Annotated in this window: 15 protein-coding genes and 5 tRNA genes; all 20 read left to right on the top strand. The window is 55.3% G+C overall.

Features of this window, described 5'->3' with window-relative positions:
* Positions 1-46: 46 nt before the first annotated feature.
* Positions 47-757 (top strand): metal ABC transporter ATP-binding protein, encoded by a 711-nt coding sequence (locus ACLGE8_RS17420; RefSeq protein WP_411000077.1) that lies wholly within the window; start codon positions 47-49, stop codon positions 755-757.
* A complete protein-coding gene (locus tag ACLGE8_RS17415) occupies positions 754-1,608 on the top strand; it encodes a metal ABC transporter permease (RefSeq protein ID WP_411000076.1) in 855 nt (284 codons plus the stop codon). The genes ACLGE8_RS17420 and ACLGE8_RS17415 overlap by 4 nt, the downstream gene beginning before the upstream one ends.
* 17 nt (positions 1,609-1,625) lie before the next feature.
* Positions 1,626-2,504 (top strand): metal ABC transporter substrate-binding protein, encoded by an 879-nt coding sequence (locus ACLGE8_RS17410; RefSeq protein ID WP_411000075.1) that lies wholly within the window; start codon positions 1,626-1,628, stop codon positions 2,502-2,504.
* A 138-nt stretch (positions 2,505-2,642) separates the two neighbouring features.
* Positions 2,643-3,140: a nicotinamide-nucleotide amidase gene (gene pncC, locus ACLGE8_RS17405; RefSeq protein WP_185668079.1), complete on the top strand. Its 498-nt coding sequence runs from the start codon at positions 2,643-2,645 to the stop codon at positions 3,138-3,140.
* An 80-nt stretch (positions 3,141-3,220) separates the two neighbouring features.
* The gene (recA, locus tag ACLGE8_RS17400) at positions 3,221-4,279 is read left to right on the top strand and encodes a recombinase RecA (protein ID WP_035892538.1); all 1,059 of its coding nucleotides are present in this window, start codon (positions 3,221-3,223) and stop codon (positions 4,277-4,279) included.
* Between the two features lie 152 nt (positions 4,280-4,431).
* On the top strand, positions 4,432-4,932 hold the full coding sequence (gene recX / locus ACLGE8_RS17395; protein ID WP_411000074.1) for a recombination regulator RecX: 501 nt from the start codon (positions 4,432-4,434) through the stop codon (positions 4,930-4,932).
* 251 nt (positions 4,933-5,183) lie between these two features.
* Positions 5,184-7,811, top strand: a complete 2,628-nt coding sequence (gene alaS / locus ACLGE8_RS17390; protein WP_411000073.1) for an alanine--tRNA ligase — start codon at positions 5,184-5,186, stop codon at positions 7,809-7,811.
* Positions 7,812-8,051: 240 nt separating this feature from the next.
* Positions 8,052-8,237 (top strand): carbon storage regulator CsrA, encoded by a 186-nt coding sequence (csrA, locus tag ACLGE8_RS17385; protein ID WP_000906486.1) that lies wholly within the window; start codon positions 8,052-8,054, stop codon positions 8,235-8,237.
* Positions 8,238-8,555: 318 nt separating this feature from the next.
* Positions 8,556-8,648, top strand: a tRNA-Ser gene (locus ACLGE8_RS17380).
* 3 nt (positions 8,649-8,651) lie between these two features.
* Positions 8,652-8,728, top strand: a tRNA-Arg gene (locus tag ACLGE8_RS17375).
* A 90-nt stretch (positions 8,729-8,818) separates the two neighbouring features.
* Positions 8,819-8,895, top strand: a tRNA-Arg gene (locus ACLGE8_RS17370).
* Between the two features lie 61 nt (positions 8,896-8,956).
* Positions 8,957-9,033 (top strand) — tRNA-Arg (locus ACLGE8_RS17365).
* 34 nt (positions 9,034-9,067) lie between these two features.
* Positions 9,068-9,144: transfer RNA gene (locus tag ACLGE8_RS17360), tRNA-Arg, on the top strand.
* Positions 9,145-9,440: 296 nt separating this feature from the next.
* A complete protein-coding gene (locus ACLGE8_RS17355) occupies positions 9,441-9,755 on the top strand; it encodes a BON domain-containing protein (protein WP_035897502.1) in 315 nt (104 codons plus the stop codon).
* Between the two features lie 123 nt (positions 9,756-9,878).
* On the top strand, positions 9,879-10,445 hold the full coding sequence (gene yqaB / locus ACLGE8_RS17350; protein WP_411000072.1) for a fructose-1-phosphate/6-phosphogluconate phosphatase: 567 nt from the start codon (positions 9,879-9,881) through the stop codon (positions 10,443-10,445).
* Positions 10,442-10,870 (top strand): YqaA family protein, encoded by a 429-nt coding sequence (locus tag ACLGE8_RS17345; RefSeq protein ID WP_411000071.1) that lies wholly within the window; start codon positions 10,442-10,444, stop codon positions 10,868-10,870. The genes yqaB and ACLGE8_RS17345 overlap by 4 nt, the downstream gene beginning before the upstream one ends.
* Positions 10,871-10,949: 79 nt before the next feature.
* Positions 10,950-12,494: a glutamate--cysteine ligase gene (gshA, locus tag ACLGE8_RS17340; RefSeq protein ID WP_411000070.1), complete on the top strand. Its 1,545-nt coding sequence runs from the start codon at positions 10,950-10,952 to the stop codon at positions 12,492-12,494.
* A 259-nt stretch (positions 12,495-12,753) separates the two neighbouring features.
* Positions 12,754-13,269 carry an S-ribosylhomocysteine lyase gene (gene luxS / locus ACLGE8_RS17335; RefSeq protein ID WP_185668708.1) on the top strand — a complete coding sequence of 172 codons (516 nt, stop codon included), beginning with the start codon at positions 12,754-12,756 and terminating at the stop codon, positions 13,267-13,269.
* 303 nt (positions 13,270-13,572) lie between these two features.
* Positions 13,573-14,937 (top strand): glycoside-pentoside-hexuronide (GPH):cation symporter, encoded by a 1,365-nt coding sequence (locus ACLGE8_RS17330; RefSeq protein WP_411000069.1) that lies wholly within the window; start codon positions 13,573-13,575, stop codon positions 14,935-14,937.
* Positions 14,937-17,756 (top strand): glycoside hydrolase family 3 protein, encoded by a 2,820-nt coding sequence (locus ACLGE8_RS17325; RefSeq protein ID WP_411000068.1) that lies wholly within the window; start codon positions 14,937-14,939, stop codon positions 17,754-17,756. The genes ACLGE8_RS17330 and ACLGE8_RS17325 overlap by 1 nt, the downstream gene beginning before the upstream one ends.
* Positions 17,757-17,833 lie beyond the last annotated feature (77 nt).

Here is a 17,833-nt window from a genome sequence, read left to right as displayed (position 1 = left end):
GCAGCGTTACGCGGGTTTTGCTGGCCTGCGCGCTATTGAGCGTGCTGTGGCTGATGGTCTGGTGGGCGGTGTCGCTGCCATGATTGAACTGGACAACCTGGTGGCAGGCTATGAAGGCGTGGCGATTACGCCATCGCTGAGCGGCGTAATTCACAAAGGCAGCATGACGGCGATTGTCGGCCTGAACGGCTGCGGAAAATCCACTTTACTGAAAACGCTGGCGGGATTTATTCCCCCGGTAAGCGGTGTTATTCGCTGGGCGCCTTCACGCCCGGTGATCGGCTGGCTGGCCCAGCGCCATGCGCTGGAGTCGCAGTTTCCACTAACCGTGCTGGACGTGGTGAGTCAGGGGGCGTGGCCGCGAATTTCGTTGCTGCGTGGCCTGCGTAGCGATATGCGCCAGCGCATCAACGCCTCGCTGGCGCGTGTGGGCCTGGAAAGCATGGCGAAAACGCCGATTGACGCGCTGTCCGGCGGACAGTTCCAGCGCATGCTCTTTGCCCGCGTGTTGGTACAGCGTGCGCCGCTGGTGATGCTCGATGAACCTTTTACCGGCATTGATGAAGCCACCAGTCATGACCTGATGGGGGTGATTCAGGAGATGCATCAGCAGGGGCAGACCGTGCTGGCGGTGCTGCATGACAATCAACGTGTGGCGGAGTACTTCCCGGAAACGCTGTTGCTGGCACCACAGAACGCCTGCTGGGGACATACCCGAGACGTGCTTCCGGCGTTTAAATCCGCGAGGCTCGCATGATCTGGCATACCTTCTTCCAACCCTTCATTGAGTTTGGCTTTATGCGCCGGGCGCTGGTGGTGTGCCTTGCGCTGTCGCTTAGCACCACGATCCTCGGCGTCTTTTTACTGCTGCGACGGATGAGCTTGATGGGCGATGCGCTGTCGCACGCCATTCTTCCCGGCGTGGCGGTGGGCTATCTGGTCAACGGCATGTCGCTGCTGGCGATGACCGTAGGCGGCTTTATTGCCGGTATTACGGTGGCGCTGGTAGCCGGTTGGGTTAGCCGACGCACGCCGCTGAAAGAGGACGCTAGCTTCGCGGGATTCTACTTAGGCTCGCTGGCGCTCGGGGTCACGCTGGTCTCGCTGCGCGGCTCCAACGTTGACCTCTTGCACCTGCTTTTTGGCTCAATTCTGGCGGTAGATAACGATGCCGCGCTGTTTGTGGCGGGCGTTGCCAGCCTGACGCTGCTCTGCATTGCGCTCTTCTACCGGGGGCTGGTGATCGAAGCCTTTGATAGCAGTTGGCTGCAGGTGAATGCGCGCTGGCTGCCCGTGTTGCTGCACGGGCTGTTTCTGGCGCTGTTGGTGCTCAACCTGGTGGCTGGTTTTCAGGTGCTGGGCACGCTGATGGCGGTGGGGGTCATGATGCTGCCTGCCGTGGCGGCGCGCTGCTGGGCGAAAACCTTACCGTCAATTCTGCTGCTGGCGGCGCTGATAGGCGGCGTATGCGCCTGGATGGGGCTTAGCCTGTCGTGGGCCGCGAATCTGCCCGCCGGGCCGTCGATTGTACTGACCGCGAGCGGCATCTTTTTGATTTCTGTGTTGTTTGGCAAGCGAAGCCGGCTGACCGTGAGCTGGTTAAAATGAAGAGGAAAGGGGACATAATGAAACGTATTGGGGTGATTATGGCGCTGGCGTTAGGGCTGGCGGCGCAAGGGGCGATGGCAAAAACGCTCAACGTGGTCAGCAGCTTTTCGGTGCTGGGCGACATGGTGAAGCAGGTGGGCGGCGAGCACGTTCACGTCGAGACGCTGGTCGGCCCGGACGGCGACCCGCATACCTTCGAGCCATCGCCGAAAGATAGCGCGCTGCTCAGCAAAGCGGACGTGGTGGTGGTTAACGGCCTGGGGCTGGAAGGGTGGATGGATCGTCTGATTAAAGCCTCAGGCTTTAAAGGTGAATTAGTGGTCGCTTCAACGGGGGTAAAAACCCACACGCTGGATGAAGAGGGCAAAACGGTGACCGACCCGCACGCCTGGAACAGCGCGGCGAACGGCGCACTGTACGCGCAGAATATCCTGACCGGCCTGGTGAAGGCTGACCCGGAAGATAGCGCGGCGCTCAATGCTTCCGGTAAACGCTACATTGGCGAGCTTAACGATATTCATAGCTGGACGAAGCAGCAGTTCAGCGCCATTCCGCAGGCGAAGCGTAAAGTGCTGACCAGCCACGATGCGTTCGGCTACTTCTCTCGTGCCTACGGCGTCACCTTCCTGGCTCCGCAGGGGCTCTCTTCTGAGAGCGAGGCCAGCGCGGCGCAGGTGGCGGCGTTGATTAAGCAAATTAAGGCTGACGGTGTACACACCTGGTTTATGGAAAACCAGCTCGACCCGCGCCTGGTGAAGCAGATTGCTGCGGCTACCGGCTCGCAACCGGGCGGCGAACTGTATCCGGAAGCGCTGTCGAAACCGGGCGGCGTGGCGGACAGCTACGTTAAAATGCTGCGTCATAACGTGGAGCTTATCGCGGCCAGCATGCGCTAAATCTGGCACTTCCTCGCCCCGGGTCTGCCGGGGCGTTCAATTTCGGAATCCCCCTCGTAAAATCGCCATCCCGTCCCCACATCTGTTCTGAAAGTGCTATCTTTGATGGCCTCTTTATCGGGCTGAAGCGGAGCGATGATGACAGATTCAGAATTAATGCAGCTGAGTGAAAAGGTTGGCCTGGCGCTGAAAGCGCGTGGGGCGACGATGACCACCGCAGAGTCCTGCACCGGCGGCTGGATAGCCAAGACGATTACCGATATTGCCGGCAGCTCTGCCTGGTTTGAGCGTGGGTTTGTGACCTACAGCAACGAGGCAAAATCGCAGATGATCGGCGTGCGCGAAGTGACGCTTGAGCAGCATGGCGCGGTGAGCGAACCAGTGGTGGTTGAGATGGCGATTGGCGCACTGCGCGCGGCACGGGCCGACTTTGCGGTCTCGGTCAGCGGCATTGCCGGGCCGGACGGTGGCAGCGCGGAAAAGCCGGTTGGCACGGTCTGGTTCGGTGTAGCAAGTGCCACCGGGCAAGGCGTTACCCAGCGTGAATGCTTCGACGGCGACCGTGAATCGGTGCGTCGACAGGCGACCGCTTATGCGCTCAATCTCCTCTGGCAACAATTTCTACAAAATACTTGATACTGTATGACCATACAGTATAATTGCCTCAACAGAACAGAATTCACTATCCGGTAACACCCGGTATGACAGGAGTAATAATGGCTATCGACGAAAACAAACAGAAAGCGTTGGCTGCAGCGCTGGGCCAGATCGAAAAGCAATTCGGTAAAGGCTCCATCATGCGTCTGGGTGAAGACCGCTCCATGGACGTGGAAACTATCTCTACCGGTTCGCTTTCACTGGATATCGCGCTGGGCGCAGGCGGCCTGCCAATGGGTCGTATCGTCGAAATCTACGGGCCAGAATCCTCCGGTAAAACAACCCTGACGCTGCAGGTTATCGCCGCAGCGCAGCGTGAAGGCAAAACCTGTGCGTTTATCGATGCTGAACACGCGCTGGACCCGGTTTATGCTCGCAAGCTGGGCGTTGATATCGACAACCTGCTGTGTTCTCAGCCGGACACCGGTGAACAGGCTTTGGAAATCTGTGACGCGCTGGCGCGTTCCGGTGCTGTAGACGTTATCGTTGTCGACTCCGTCGCGGCACTGACGCCGAAAGCGGAAATCGAAGGCGAAATCGGCGACTCTCACATGGGCCTCGCGGCACGTATGATGAGCCAGGCGATGCGTAAGCTGGCCGGTAACCTGAAGCAGTCCAACACGCTGCTGATCTTCATCAACCAGATCCGTATGAAAATCGGCGTGATGTTTGGTAACCCAGAAACCACTACCGGTGGTAACGCGCTGAAGTTCTACGCTTCCGTACGTCTTGATATCCGTCGTATCGGCGCGGTGAAAGAGGGTGACAACGTGGTGGGCAGCGAAACCCGCGTGAAGGTTGTGAAGAACAAAATTGCTGCACCGTTTAAACAGGCTGAATTCCAGATCCTCTACGGCGAAGGCATCAACTTCTTCGGCGAATTGGTCGACCTCGGCGTGAAAGAGAAGCTGATTGAAAAAGCGGGTGCCTGGTACAGCTACAACGGCGACAAAATTGGTCAGGGTAAAGCGAACGCTATCTCCTGGCTGAAAGAAAACCCGGCTGCAGCGAAAGAAATTGAGAAGAAGGTGCGTGAACTGCTGCTCAACAACCAGGACTCTACGCCGGACTTCGCCGTTGACAACAACAGCGTTGAAGAAACCAACGAAGACTTCTAATTATGTAGCCCGGCCGAGTGAAACGACGCCGGGAATGCGCTCAGAGTCCTCCGGAGTCGGTGCTATCGCGCCTTGTCCGGGCTACTTGAATGTGCACATTTGAAGGGCTGCTTATGCAGCCCTTTTTGCATTTATCACGACGGTAAAAAATCATGACCGAAAACTCACCACGCCGTTCCGCCTATGCCCGTCTGCTGGATCGCGCCATTCGCATTCTGGCGATGCGCGACCACAGTGAACAGGAGCTGCGGCGTAAGCTCACCGCCCCGGTGATGGGGAAAAATGGCCCAGAACCTATCGACGCCCCGCCGGAAGAGGTCGAAAAGGTGGTGGCCTGGTGTTTTGAAAACCGCTACCTCGACGATAGTCGTTTCGTACAGCAGTTTATGGCCGGGCGTAGCCGCAAAGGATATGGCCCGGCGCGCATTCGTCAGGAGCTAGGGCAGAAGGGGATTGCGCGTGAAGCCATCGAGCAGGCTATGCGCGAATGCGACATTGACTGGGCAGAACTCGCGCGCGACCAGGCGGTGAGAAAATACGGTGAACCGCTGCCGACCGCCTTTGCCGAAAAGGTCAAAATCCAGCGATTTTTGCTCTATCGCGGCTACCTGATGGAAGATATCCAGGAAATATGGCGAAATTTTGCTGATTGACCGCACTGGGGATTTTACTTCCCAGTAAAGAAAACTTATCTTATTCCCACTTTTTCCGTCCGGAGGCGGGTTGTTTTTAAAGCAATCCGCGTCGGTGACGAATATTCCTTAATACACAAAATCATTCAAGCCGCATCAGAGCGATGGGCAAGAAAGGCCTCAGACTCGTACTTCAGTGCGTGATTGGGAGCGAAAACAGCCGTTGCCTCGGCGGTTTGAAGGATGAAGTGTAGCTTGATGTCAGGATAATTATGAGCAAGAGCACCGCTGAGATCCGTCAGGCGTTTCTCGACTTTTTCCATAGTAAAGGCCACCAGATAGTTGCCAGCAGCTCTCTGGTGCCGAATAACGACCCTACTTTGCTGTTTACCAATGCCGGGATGAACCAGTTCAAAGATGTGTTCCTCGGTCTCGACAAGCGTAATTATTCTCGCGCGACCACCGCGCAGCGTTGCGTGCGTGCGGGCGGTAAACACAATGACCTGGAAAACGTCGGTTACACCGCACGTCACCACACCTTCTTCGAAATGCTGGGTAACTTCAGCTTCGGCGACTACTTCAAGCACGACGCTATTCAATACGCGTGGGAACTGCTGACCGGTGAAAACTGGTTCGCCCTGCCGAAAGAGCGTCTGTGGGTCACCGTCTATGAAACCGATGACGAAGCTTACGAAATCTGGGAAAAAGAAGTGGGTATCCCGCGTGAGCGCATCATCCGTATCGGCGACAACAAAGGTGCGCCGTACGCATCGGATAACTTCTGGCAGATGGGCGACACCGGTCCTTGCGGCCCGTGCACCGAAATCTTCTATGACCACGGCGACCACATCTGGGGTGGCCCTCCTGGTTCCGCAGAAGAAGACGGCGACCGTTACATTGAGATCTGGAACATCGTCTTCATGCAGTTCAACCGTCAGGCTGACGGCACCATGGAACCGCTGCCGAAGCCGTCCGTGGACACCGGTATGGGTCTGGAGCGTATCACCGCTGTTCTGCAGCACGTGAACTCCAACTATGACATCGACCTGTTCCGTAAACTGATCGACGCGGTGGCGAAAGCGACCGGTGCTACCGATCTGAGCAACAAGTCTCTGCGCGTTATCGCGGACCACATTCGTTCTTGTGCGTTCCTGATTGCCGATGGCGTGATGCCGTCTAACGAAAGCCGCGGCTACGTGCTGCGTCGCATCATTCGTCGCGCAGTGCGTCATGGCAACATGCTGGGTGCGAAAGACACCTTCTTCTACAAGCTGGTTGGCCCGCTGGTAGACGTGATGGGTTCCGCAGGCGAAGAGCTGAAACGTCAGCAGGCGCAGGTCGAGCAGGTACTGAAAACCGAAGAAGAGCAGTTTGCTCGTACCCTGGAGCGCGGTCTGGCGCTGCTCGACGAAGAGCTGGCAAAACTGACTGGCGACACGCTGGACGGCGAAACCGCTTTCCGTCTGTACGACACCTACGGCTTCCCGGTTGACCTGACGGCGGACGTTTGCCGTGAGCGCAACATCAAGGTTGACGAAGCTGGCTTCGAAGCCGCGATGGAAGAGCAGCGCCGCCGTGCGCGTGAGTCCAGCGGTTTTGGCGCGGACTACAACGCGATGATTCGCGTTGATGGAGCTTCAGAATTTAAAGGCTATGACCACCTGGAACTGAACGGCAAAGTGACTGCGCTATTCGTTGACGGCAAAGCGGTAGACGCTATTGCTGCCGGTCAGGAAGCGGTTGTGGTGCTTGACCAGACTCCGTTCTATGCAGAATCCGGCGGTCAGGTTGGCGATAAGGGCGAACTGAAAGGCGCAGGCTTTAGCTTTGCGGTCAGCGACACCCAGAAATACGGCCAGGCAATTGGTCACCTTGGCAAGCTGGCTACCGGCGCGCTGAAAGTGGGCGATGGCGTGCAGGCTGACGTAGATGTGGCACGCCGTGCACGCATCCGTCTGAACCACTCTGCAACGCACCTGATGCACGCCGCGCTGCGCCAGGTTCTGGGCACGCACGTTGCGCAGAAAGGCTCGCTGGTGAATGACAAGGTTCTGCGTTTCGACTTCTCTCATTTCGAAGCCATGAAGCCGGAAGAGATTCGTGCGGTTGAAGATCTGGTCAACGCCCAGATTCGTCGCAACCTGCCAATCGAAACCAACATCATGGATCTCGAAGCGGCGAAAGCGAAGGGCGCGATGGCGCTGTTCGGTGAGAAATATGACGACCACGTTCGCGTTCTGAGCATGGGCGACTTCTCTACCGAGCTGTGCGGCGGTACCCACGCTTCTCGTACCGGCGATATCGGTCTGTTCCGCATTGTGTCTGAATCCGGCACCGCGGCAGGTGTTCGTCGTATCGAAGCCGTAACGGGTGAAGGTGCAATTGCCACGCTGCACGCTGAAAGCGATCGCCTGAGCGATATTGCGCAGCTGCTGAAAGGTGATAGCCACAACGTCACCGAAAAAGTGCGTACCGTTATTGAACGTACGCGTCAGCTGGAAAAAGAGCTGCAGCAGCTGAAAGAGCAGGCCGCAGCACAGGAAAGCGCAAACCTTTCCAGCAAAGCTGAGACTATTAACGGCGTTAACCTGCTGGTGAGCGAGCTCGCCGGCGTTGAGCCGAAGATGCTGCGTACTATGGTCGACGATCTGAAGAACCAGCTGGGTTCTGCGGTTATCGTACTGGCGACAGTAGCAGAAGGTAAGGTTTCTCTGATTGCAGGCGTGTCTAAGGATGTGACCGACCGTGTGAAAGCAGGGGAGCTGGTTGGCATGGTCGCTCAGCAGGTGGGCGGCAAAGGGGGCGGTCGTCCGGATATGGCGCAAGCTGGTGGTACCGACGCGGCTGCGCTCCCTGCTGCACTGTCCAGTGTGAAAGGCTGGGTCAGCGCTAAACTGTAATAACAATAAACGCATGCGGGTGCCTTAACGTTAAATGTTAAGGCACCTTGCATATGCGGTACTGATAACGATAAAGTCAGGTTGAAGTCATGTAGATCGGCTAAACTTACATTTAACAGAGTGTGATGCCGTGACCGCTTACACGAAGGTGTTTGTCATTGCTGACCTTTTGGCGTTATATGATGGAGAATGCCGGGATACAGAGAGACCCGACTCTTTTAATCTTTCAAGGAGCAAAGAATGCTGATTCTGACTCGTCGAGTTGGTGAGACCCTCATGATTGGAGATGAGGTCACTGTGACAGTTTTAGGGGTGAAGGGTAACCAGGTGCGCATCGGCGTAAATGCCCCTAAAGAAGTCTCTGTTCACCGTGAAGAGATCTACCAGCGTATCCAGGCTGAAAAATCCCAGCAGTCCAGTTACTAAGTTCTCGCGTCTCACCCCGCGGGTGAGACGCACCTCCCGCAGTTTTCTTCGTTTAGCTCTCGTTTTTCCCCCTTTTTTCCTCGACCCAGCCCCTCTGCGCCCATTTTCTTTTTTGCTGCTATACCGGCAAAAACGCAATTTATCTGTTGATAAAACGTGCATTCTGTCTTTTTTAACAGCTTATTGCGTGTGAAATGTGCAAACGAAAAAAATCTGCGGAAAATTGTTTGACTTATAAGTCCCAGAAAGTAATATGTGCGCCACACAGCGACGATGAGCAGAAACAAGTTCTTCGAAGCACTCGCAAGAGGTGTTGTTGGTGAGGTGGCCGAGAGGCTGAAGGCGCTCCCCTGCTAAGGGAGTATGCGGTCAAAAGCTGCATCCGGGGTTCGAATCCCCGCCTCACCGCCATTTGCATCCGTAGCTCAGCTGGATAGAGTACTCGGCTACGAACCGAGCGGTCGGAGGTTCGAATCCTCCCGGATGCACCATCTTCTCTGAGATAACGCATTAGCGCTGTTACAGAAAATCGATAACGCCTTAGCAGCGATATCAATCTGCAGTAAAGTAAGTTTCCCGATGCATCCGTAGCTCAGCTGGATAGAGTACTCGGCTACGAACCGAGCGGTCGGAGGTTCGAATCCTCCCGGATGCACCATCTCTTACTTGATGTCGCTTTATAGCGGTATCAATATCGGCAGTAAAGCAATTTTTCCGATGCATCCGTAGCTCAGCTGGATAGAGTACTCGGCTACGAACCGAGCGGTCGGAGGTTCGAATCCTCCCGGATGCACCATTCTTTGTTTTGCACGATAATTAGCTTTTCCGATGCATCCGTAGCTCAGCTGGATAGAGTACTCGGCTACGAACCGAGCGGTCGGAGGTTCGAATCCTCCCGGATGCACCATATTCTCCGAGATAACAGCCAAACTGTTGTTTCAAGGTCTGCGCGTTAATCGCAAGCACCAGGGAGGATAGCGTTGCTTTAGCAACGACCCGAAGGGCGAGGCGCAGCCGAGTAATCCTCCCGGATGCACCATTATCTCGAAGTATCCATTCTCTCAAATTTTTCCCCCAGTTAATCTTTCTCTTTTACTCAAAAAATCTTCTTCACACTTTTCTGATTGGCAACCCATTCTTTCCACTATAATTTATCTCTGTTACACCCTTATTCTGGTGACCTGAGTGCAAGGAGAGAAATCCATGAAATGGTTCAAAGCAATGGCTGCGTCTTGTGCAGCGCTTTTGGTAGCTATCTCGCTGTCTGGCTGTGCGGGTTCTTCAACCAAGGAAAGTACCGGTGGTTATATTGACGATACGGTCGTGACGACTAAAGTCAAAACCGCGCTGTTTAGCGACAAGCAGATTAAATCCAGCGAAATTAACGTACAGACCTTTAAAGGTCGCGTGCAGCTGAGTGGTTTTGTGTCATCGGCGGCCGATGCGAAACGTGCGGTAGAAGTGACGCGCCAGGTACAGGGCGTGCGGGTTGTTGAAAACGACATGCAGATTAAATAACCCCTCAGTCAGCAACCTTCAAAAAGGCACCTTATCGGTGCCTTTGCCGTCTCTGCGGCTAGCAGCGACAATCTGCCCCTTTTACGATAAAGTAACGTCACGTTGGCGAAGGGTGAGAAGACAATGTACGAACGCTATGCTGGATTGTTTTTTGATATGGATGGCACCATCCTTGATACGGAACCTACGCATCGCAAAGCGTGGCGTGATGTGCTGGGACGATATGGAATGCAGTTCGACGAACAGGCGATGGTTGCCCTCAATGGCTCACCGACCTGGCGTATTGCCCAGGCGATAATTGAAAGCCATCAGGCCGATTTAGATCCCCATCTTCTCGCTCGTGAAAAAACAGCTGCGGTAAAATCAATGCTGCTGGACTCGGTCACACCATTGCCGCTTATTGAGGTGGTGAAGGAGTGGCACGGTCGTCGTCCGATGGCAGTCGGCACCGGTAGCGAAAGCGCCGTAGCTGAAGCGCTGCTTGCGCATCTGGGACTGCGTCACTATTTTGCGGCCGTTGTCGCCGCCGATCATGTTAAACAGCATAAGCCTGCGCCAGATACGTTCTTACTGTGCGCCGAATTGATCGGCGCGCCGCCTGAACGCTGCGTGGTGTTTGAAGATGCCGATTTTGGGCTTCAGGCCGCTGCTGCGGCGGGAATGGACGCCGTTGACGTACGTCTGCTGTGAGTGAATTTCTGGCGCTGGGGTCGCTGTTTGCAAGCAGCTTCCTTAGTGCAACGCTGCTGCCAGGTAACTCCGAAGCCGTGCTGGTCGCGCTGCTGCTTTCTGGCTCGAGTAAGCCCTGGCTTCTGGTAGTAATAGCAACAATGGGTAATAGCCTTGGCGGGGCTACTAACGTTATTCTTGGTCGTTTTTTTCCATTACGCAAAACATCGCGGTGGCAGGAAAAGGCAGTGGGCTGGCTCCGACGCTACGGCGCGGCGACGCTGCTGCTGAGCTGGATGCCGGTTATCGGCGATTTGCTGTGCCTGTTGGCAGGGTGGATGCGTATTTCCTGGGGACCAGTACTCTTTTTTTTATGCCTGGGGAAAGCGTTACGTTACGTCGCAGTCGCGGCGCTGACGCTTCAGGGCATGACGTGGTGGCACTAATTGGATGGCAGGTGGAATATCGCATCTCCACGATGACAATTATGCTTAATAAAATGAATTCGACAGGCGGGAGGTCAATTTGATCCCGGACGTATCACAGGCGCTGTCCTGGCTGGAAAAACATCCTCAGGCTCTTCAGGGGATCCACCGCGGACTTGAGCGCGAAACGCTGCGTGTTAATGCAGATGGTTCTCTGGCAACAACCGGTCACCCGGAAGCGCTTGGCGCAACCCTGACCCACAAATGGATCACCACGGACTTTGCCGAAGCCCTGCTGGAGTTTATTACTCCGGTTGACGGCGACATTGACCATATGCTGACGCTCCTGCGTGATGTGCATCGCTACACCGCACGTCAACTGGGCGACGAACGCATGTGGCCGCTGAGCATGCCTTGCTACATTGCGCCGGGCCAGGAGATTGAGCTGGCGCAGTACGGCACGTCAAATATCGGCCGCCTGAAAACGCTGTACCGAGAAGGTCTGAAGAACCGCTACGGCGCGCTGATGCAGACCATCTCTGGCGTACACTACAACTTCTCGCTGCCAATGGCATTCTGGCAGGCGAAGTGCGGTACAGACGATAAAGAAGCGATTTCAGCCGGTTATTTCCGTCTGATTCGCAACTACTACCGTTTTGGCTGGGTGATTCCGTATCTGTTCGGGGCGTCGCCGGCAATCTGCTCTTCCTTCCTGCAGGGCAAACCGACCACGCTGCCGTTTGAGAAAACGGAATGCGGCATGTACTACCTGCCGTACGCCACCTCTCTGCGCCTTAGCGACCTTGGCTATACCAATAAATCGCAAAGCAATCTCGGAATTACGTTTAACGAACTGCACGAGTATGTGGCAGGATTGAAGCGCGCGATTAAAACTCCGTCGGAAGAGTATGCCCGTATCGGCCTTGAGAAGGACGGTAAGCACCTGCAGATCAACAGCAACATTCTGCAGATTGAAAACGAGCTGTACGCGCCAATTCGTCCTAAGCGCGTCACGCGCGACGGCGAAACGCCTTCTGATGCGCTGCTGCGCGGTGGTATCGAGTACATTGAAGTACGTTCGCTCGATATTAACCCGTTCTCGCCAATTGGCGTCGACGAGCAGCAGATTCGCTTCCTTGACCTGTTTATGGTCTGGTGCGTGCTGGCGGATGCGCCAGAGATGAGCAGCGACGAGTTGCTGTGTACGCGCACCAACTGGAACCGCGTGATCCTGGAAGGGCGTAAGCCGGGCCTGACGCTGGGCATTGGCTGCGAAACAGCGCAGTTCCCGCTGGCGAAAGTGGGTAAAGATCTGTTCCACGATCTTAAGCGCGTGGCGCAGACGCTGGACGGTATCAACGGCGGAACGGCATACCAGAAGGTATGCGATGAGCTGGTCGCCGGTTTTGATAATCCAGATTTAACCTTCTCGGCGCGTATTCTGCGTTCTATGCTTGATGAAGGTATTGGCGGTACGGGCAAGGCGCTGGCCGAACAGTATCGTACGATGCTGCGCGAGGAGCCGCTGGAGATTCTGAGCGAAGAGGATTTTGCGAAGGAGCGTGATGCTTCCCGAGCACGTCAGCAGCAGATTGAAGAGGCGGATAACGAACCGTTTGAAGCTCTGCTGGCGAGACACGCCTGATACAAAAGAAAAAGGCCACATCACTGTGGCCAAAATATACATCTCTGAATCAGGGATGATGATAACAAATGCGCGTCTTTCATATACTAAGACTGGCATAGGAACAAAGAGTTCAGTTTATTTTTAAAAAAATCACATTATCCTGAAGCGGAGCGCGGTGAATTGCATAAAGTTGAATCTATTCATGTGGTTATATGAAGTTGTGGATAGAAAAAAGTGCAACACGCGTGAGCATAAAGGTGATATCGGAGGTTACGAAATGCCGTTGTTAGATAGCTTCACAGTCGATCATACCCGTATGGAAGCCCCTGCCGTTCGCGTGGCGAAGAAAATGAACACCCCGCACGGCGACGCGATCACGGTTTTTGACCTGCGTTTTTGCATTCCGAACAAGGAAGTGATGCCAGAAAGAGGGATCCACACTCTGGAGCACCTGTTTGCTGGCTTTATGCGTGACCATCTGAACGGTAACGGCGTTGAGATTATCGATATCTCGCCAATGGGTTGCCGCACCGGTTTCTACATGAGCCTGATTGGTACGCCGGACGAGCAGCGCGTAGCCGATGCCTGGAAAGCGGCAATGGCAGACGTACTGAAAGTGCAGGATCAAAATCAGATCCCTGAGCTGAACGTTTACCAGTGCGGAACTTATGAGATGCACTCTCTCAGCGAAGCGCAGGAGATTGCGCGCCACATTATCGATCGTGGTGTACGCATTAACAGCAATGATGAGCTGGCGCTGCCAAAAGAGACGCTGAAAGAATTGCACATCTAGTTTGTGCATTCAGCAGGCTGATAAAACCCGGAACGCTCCGGGTTTTTTATTATCTGTCATTGTTATATTTGTGATTTCTCTGCAACAAAATAATTCATATTTAAAATAAGTGTGACGTTTTTTAATTTGTGAGCCACAAAACAAAAAACCTTTTCCCCATTTATTCGATCCGTTTCGCGATCACATAAAGCGAAAAACATAACGGGATAGCTGAAAAACATAATAGATCCCGACCTGATAACTGTAAAAAATAACTCCCGCAGAAACCGGTTTCATAACATAAAACCAAAAACGGGAGTTTATATGTCTAGAGGGGATAGAATTTCTATCAAAGAGAAGATTGGCTATAGCCTTGGGGATGCAGCCAGCCATATTGTGTTCGACTCTTCGGTCGCCATTCTTGCTTATTTTTATACTGATATTTATGGTCTGCCGCCGGCGGTAATGGGGACCATGTTCCTGCTGGTGCGACTGTTAGATGCCATCACTGACCCGATTATGGGGGCGATTGCTGACGCCACCGCGACGCGCTGGGGGCGTTTTCGTCCGTGGCTACTGGCGATTTGCGTTCCGTTCGCCGTGAGCTGCGTGCTGGTCTACTCCATCCCTTCGTTTTCTGACACCGGCAAGGTGGCCTACGCGGTGGCGGCCTATATATTTATGACGTTGATGTATACCGCCATTAACATCCCGTATTGCTCATTAGGGGCGGCGCTAACCTCCGACCCGCGCGAAAGCCTGTCGCTGCAGTCCTGGCGTTTTGCCATTACCCCTATCGGCGGCGCGCTGGGCACGGCGTTTATCCTGCCGCTGGCGGATTTCCTCTATCCTGGCGACCGCGCCACCGGTATTCAGGTGTCGATGGCGTTGTTTGGCGTGATTGGCTGCCTGATGTTTATCGTCTGCTTCTTTACCACCAAAGAGCGCGTGCAGCCGATTAAAGAAGAGAACCTCAATATAGCCCGTGACCTGAAGATCCTGTTCAAAAACGATCAGTGGCTGATCCTCTCGGTGTACAACTTTATGATGCTGGTTGCGGTGGTACTGCGCGGCGGCGCGGTGGTCTACTACATCAATACCGTGCTCAATAAAGGGGCGGATATCATCACGCTGTTTATGCTGGGCGGGATGTTTGCCTCGATGGCGGGTTCGGTGCTGGCTAAACCGTTTGGCACCCGTTTTTGTAAAGTGAAACTCTCATTCTGGGTGAATTTAATCACCGCTGGATTTGGCGTTATCTGTTTCTTCGTACCACCGCAAATGTGGATCGTCATATTCGTTATTCATATCATCATTTCTATTATTCAGGGCGGAAATGGGGCGCTGCAATGGTCAATGATCACCGATTCTAATAATTACGGCGAATGGAAAACGCGCCGTAGAATTACCGGTATGAATGTGGCGGCCAATATATTTGTTATTAAGCTGGGGGTTGCCGTCGGTGGGGCCATTCTGGGTTGGGTATTGGCTTATTTCCATTATGAATCTGGCGTCACTTCACAATCGGATTCTGCGGCACAGGGTGTAATGCTGTTATTCACGCTGGTTCCCGCACTCTTTTATGTGCTGACGGCGTTCTCCATTAAGTTCTATCGCCTGAATGAAAACCGGATGAACCACGTTGTTGATGATCTGAAAAACGGCACCTTTGCGCATTCAGAAGCGTAATGGCAATCAAGGAATCCATCCGTATGCATCAGCGTCTGCCAGGCAAGCCCCTGGAGGGGTTTGCCGAATTCTCAATGAACGTGGCGGCACAGGGTGCCGTGCTGCTCAAAAACAGGCCAGAGACGTTGCCTCTGGATAGCCTGGACCGCGTCGCCATTTTTGGCCGCACGCAAATCAACTACTACCGCAGCGGTACCGGGTCAGGTGGCGCGGTCAACGTGGTCGCCACCTGCAACCTGCTGGAGGCGATGCGCGAGCGCTGCGGCGCTCGGGTCAACGGCCTGCTGGCACAGCGCTATGAGCAGTGGGTGATGACGCACCCGTTCGATAACGGCGGCGGCGGGTGGGCGCAGGAGCCCTGGCATCAACAGGAGATGCCGCTTGATGATGATGTCGTGGCCCAGGCGAAACGGGTCTCGAATAAAGCGGTGGTGGTGATTGGGCGTACCGCCGGTGAAGATAAAGATAACGCCGACGTGCCGGGAGGCTACCGCTTAACCGAGCTGGAGTATGCCATGCTGCGCACGGTATGCCGCTACTTCAGCAACGTTATTGTGGTGCTGAACGTCTCCTCCATCATGGATATGTCGTGGGCGGAAGACCCGTTACTACGCCCGCATCTTGGGGCTATTCTGTACGCCTGGCACGGAGGCCCGGACGGCGGTAGGGCCGTTGCCGCTCTGCTCTGCGGCGAGGTGACCCCCTCCGGTAAGCTGACGGATACCATCGCCCATTCGCTGGATGACTATCCTTCTTCTGCCTGCTGGGGCAATAGCGAGCAGAATATCTATCAGGAAGATATCTACGTCGGCTACCGCTACTTTGAAACCTTCTGCCCGCAGCAAGTGCTTTATCCTTTTGGTTTTGGGCTTTCCTATACCCGATTTGCTATTCATTCGCTGCACGCCGAGCGTATGGCAGATAACCCACTGTTTTTCCAGATAACGGTGAAGGTCGATAACGTTGGAGAACGTTTTGCGGGCAGCGAAGTGGTGCAAATCTATCTTGAAGCGCCGCAGGGAACGCTGGGCAAACCGACGCGCGCGCTGGTAGCTTTTACCAAAACCCGACTGTTGCAGCCGGGAGAGTGCGAAACGCTGACCCTGACCGTGCCGCTGGAGCGGCTGGCGTCCTGGGACGACAGCGGCGCGACCGGCAATCCTCACTGTTGGGTGCTGGAGCCGGGCTTGTATCGCTTCTGGGGAGGCAACTGTGTGAATCAGCTGCAGCCGGTTCGCGTGCAGGGTGAAGAGGGCTATACCCAGCCGCTGCTGCGAGTGCTCTCCTGTCACGAACAGGCGCTGGCGCCGACGGTCTCTTTTTCACGACTGCGCCCGGGGAAACGTACGCAGCCCGGTGTCTGGCAGGCGGAGTGGGAAGAGGTGCCCCGGCGCAAAATCTCTCTGCGTGAGCGCATTCATGACCGCCTTCCGCCAGCGCTCGCCATCACCGGCGATAAAGGCCTTAAGCTGGTTGATGTGGTTGACGGCCGTGCCAGCATAGAGGCGTTTATTGCTCAGCTAAGCGAAGAGGAGCTGGCGTGCCTGGTGCGCGGCGAGGGGATGTGCAGCCATAAGGTGACGCCGGGCGTCGCCTCCGCGTTTGGTGGCACTGGCGATAGCCTGCTGGAAAAGGGGATCCCGCTGGCGGCCACGGCGGATGGCCCGTCGGGTATCCGCATGGACAACGGCGCCCACGCCACGCTGATGCCCAGCGGTACGCTGCTAGCCTGCACCTGGGACCCAGTGCTGGTGGAGCGTCTGTACGTGATGGAAGGTAAGGAGCTACAGCAAAACCAGATAGATCTGCTGCTGGGGCCGGGGATGAATATTCATCGTCACCCGCTCAACGGGCGTAACTTTGAATACTTTTCCGAAGACCCACTGGTGACCGGCATGATGGCCGCGGCGATGGTCAGAGGAATACGCAGCGGCGGCGGGATAGCCACGCTGAAGCATTTTGCCTGCAATAGCCAGGAGCATGCGCGGGCTCAGGCCGATGCGGTGGTCTCCGCACGAGCGCTGCGTGAAATCTATCTCAAGGGATTTGAGTACGCGGTGAAGCAGGGCGGCGCGATGGCGGTGATGACGGCCTATAACCCGGTTAACGGCCACTGGTCGGCATCAAACTACTGTCTGAACACCACGATACTGCGCGATGACTGGGGCTTTAACGGCATCGTGATGACCGACTGGTGGGCCAAAATGAACGATGCAATCGGCGGTGGTGAAGCGACGGTCAATAATACCGCGGCGATGATCCGCGCGCAGAACGATCTCTATATGGTTATCAACAACAACGGCGCGGAAATTAATGCCGGGAACGACAACACGCTGTCCGCGCTGGCTGAGGGATCGCTAACATTGGGCGAACTGCAGCGCTGCGCGCGCAATATTCTGTCATTTATGCTGCATACCCAGGTGGTAAAGCGCGGTGAGGTGCCGAAGGCGAATGTGCCAACGATGGCGGCCGACGCGTCGCTGTACATCGAGGATGTCATCAATATCGCGCCGGAATCACGGCTGCGCTATAGCGATAGGTTGGCTATCCATATCGAGCGTGAAGGGGTTTATGACCTGTTAGTAAGCGTTAACTCTCCGGCAATGCCGCTGGCGCAGACGGCGGCCAATCTGTTGTTCAACGGTAAGTTTGTCGCCACCGTACAGACCCGCGGCACGATGGGGCAGACGGTGTCTCAGAAGCTGTGCCGCATCCAGTTGATGCCGGGGTATTACCAGGTGCAGAGCGAGGTGATTAAACCGGGGCTGGCGATCGACTGGCTGGAGTTTCGCTGCGTCGCTTACCCGGCGTCGTCCTAAATATCTCGTCCGGCAATTTGCGCCGGACTTGCCTGGTGGCGCTACGCTTATCAGGCCTACCGATCGTGCGGCGATGG

This window comes from Kluyvera sp. 142486 (assembly GCF_046569695.1).
Lineage (GTDB): Bacteria > Pseudomonadota > Gammaproteobacteria > Enterobacterales > Enterobacteriaceae > Kluyvera.
The sequence above is the reverse complement of the archived record's forward strand: the minus strand, read 5'-3'. Positions and strand labels throughout refer to the sequence as shown.

Coding starts and splice junctions, on each gene's coding strand:
- ACLGE8_RS17415 (WP_411000076.1), top strand. CDS start 754: ATGATCTGGCATACCTTCTTCCAACCCTTCATTGAGTTTGGCTTTATG.
- ACLGE8_RS17410 (WP_411000075.1), top strand. CDS start 1,626: ATGAAACGTATTGGGGTGATTATGGCGCTGGCGTTAGGGCTGGCGGCG.
- pncC (WP_185668079.1), top strand. CDS start 2,643: ATGACAGATTCAGAATTAATGCAGCTGAGTGAAAAGGTTGGCCTGGCG.
- recA (WP_035892538.1), top strand. CDS start 3,221: ATGGCTATCGACGAAAACAAACAGAAAGCGTTGGCTGCAGCGCTGGGC.
- recX (WP_411000074.1), top strand. CDS start 4,432: ATGACCGAAAACTCACCACGCCGTTCCGCCTATGCCCGTCTGCTGGAT.
- alaS (WP_411000073.1), top strand. CDS start 5,184: ATGAGCAAGAGCACCGCTGAGATCCGTCAGGCGTTTCTCGACTTTTTC.
- csrA (WP_000906486.1), top strand. CDS start 8,052: ATGCTGATTCTGACTCGTCGAGTTGGTGAGACCCTCATGATTGGAGAT.
- ACLGE8_RS17355 (WP_035897502.1), top strand. CDS start 9,441: ATGAAATGGTTCAAAGCAATGGCTGCGTCTTGTGCAGCGCTTTTGGTA.
- yqaB (WP_411000072.1), top strand. CDS start 9,879: ATGTACGAACGCTATGCTGGATTGTTTTTTGATATGGATGGCACCATC.
- luxS (WP_185668708.1), top strand. CDS start 12,754: ATGCCGTTGTTAGATAGCTTCACAGTCGATCATACCCGTATGGAAGCC.
- ACLGE8_RS17330 (WP_411000069.1), top strand. CDS start 13,573: ATGTCTAGAGGGGATAGAATTTCTATCAAAGAGAAGATTGGCTATAGC.
- ACLGE8_RS17325 (WP_411000068.1), top strand. CDS start 14,937: ATGGCAATCAAGGAATCCATCCGTATGCATCAGCGTCTGCCAGGCAAG.